The organism is Chitinophaga eiseniae (genome assembly GCF_012641265.1).
GTDB lineage: Bacteria > Bacteroidota > Bacteroidia > Chitinophagales > Chitinophagaceae > Chitinophaga > Chitinophaga eiseniae_A.
This window is the reverse complement of the sequence record NZ_JABAHZ010000027.1, coordinates 1-1,173: the sequence shown is the minus strand read 5'-3', so window position 1 is coordinate 1,173 and position 1,173 is coordinate 1. Positions and strand designations below refer to the sequence as shown.

At 42.5% G+C, this 1,173-nt stretch carries 1 protein-coding gene; it reads left to right on the top strand.

The features are described from left to right. Positions 1-81: 81 nt before the first annotated feature. Entirely contained in the window at positions 82-1,131 is a 1,050-nt protein-coding gene (locus tag HGH91_RS30945) for an IS481 family transposase (protein ID WP_168743106.1), read from the top strand. The last annotated feature ends 42 nt before the right edge of the window (positions 1,132-1,173 follow it).

Here is a 1,173-nt window from a genome sequence, read left to right as displayed (position 1 = left end):
TGGAATAGTTGCGATTTAATCTGACAGTTAGGGTTAATTTTAAGTAACCACACTTATTCATTAACCCATAAACCGTCAGAAATGAATACAGCAGTAAAGTTAATTAAAAACAAGGTAGGGCTATTAAAATTAGCCGAAGAACTGGGTAATGTTTCCCACGCATGTAAACTGTTTGGCTACAGCAGAGACAGCTTCTACAGATTCAAAGAATTATATGATGAAGGAGGAGAATCAGCCCTGCAGGAGATAAGCCGAAAAAAGGCTATTGTAAAGAACAGAATAGAACCACAAATCGAAGAAGCAGTTGTATCAATGGCTATTGAACAACCACAATATGGACAGCTCAGAGCCAGTAATGAACTGAAGAAACAAGGTGTTTTTATTTCACCGGCAGGTGTACGATGTGTCTGGTTACGCCACGATCTAGAAACCTTTAAGAAGCGTTTAAAGGCCCTGGAAGCCAAGTCCGGAACCGAGGGCCTGGTGCTCACTGAAGCACAGGTTGTCGCCCTGGAAAGAGCTAAAGAAGAGAAGACAGCCCATGGAGAGATTGAAACCCATCACCCGGGTTATCTGGGAGCTCAGGATACCTACTATGTTGGCACAATCAAGGGAGTTGGCCGAATTTATCAGCAGACATTTATTGATACTTATTCAAAAGTCGCCTTTGCAAAGGTCTATGACCGCAAACATGCATTGATAGCTGCTGATATGCTCAATGATAAGGTACTGCCGTTCTTTGAAGAACAGGGTATCAGATTACTGCGTATACTCACGGACAGAGGAACCGAATATTGCGGCGCCCGGGAACATCACGAGTATGAACTTTATCTTGCCCTTGAAGACATTGATCATAGCAAGACAAAGGCGCGTAGTCCTCAGACAAATGGTATCTGTGAACGCTTCAATCGAACTATTCAGGACGAGTTTTATGCTATTGCCTTTAGGAAAAGGATCTACTCTACCATTGAGCAGATACAGGAAGATCTGGACGCATGGATCAATGACTATAATACTAATCGAACTCACACCGGCAAGTATTGCTTTGGCAGGACACCACTACATACTTTTGAAGAAACGTTACATTTGGCAAAAGAAAAGCAGCTGGATGATCTACCTCCAGCTGCCTAAAAATTTATCCTACTGTCGGATCAAATCGGAGCTTTTACATAT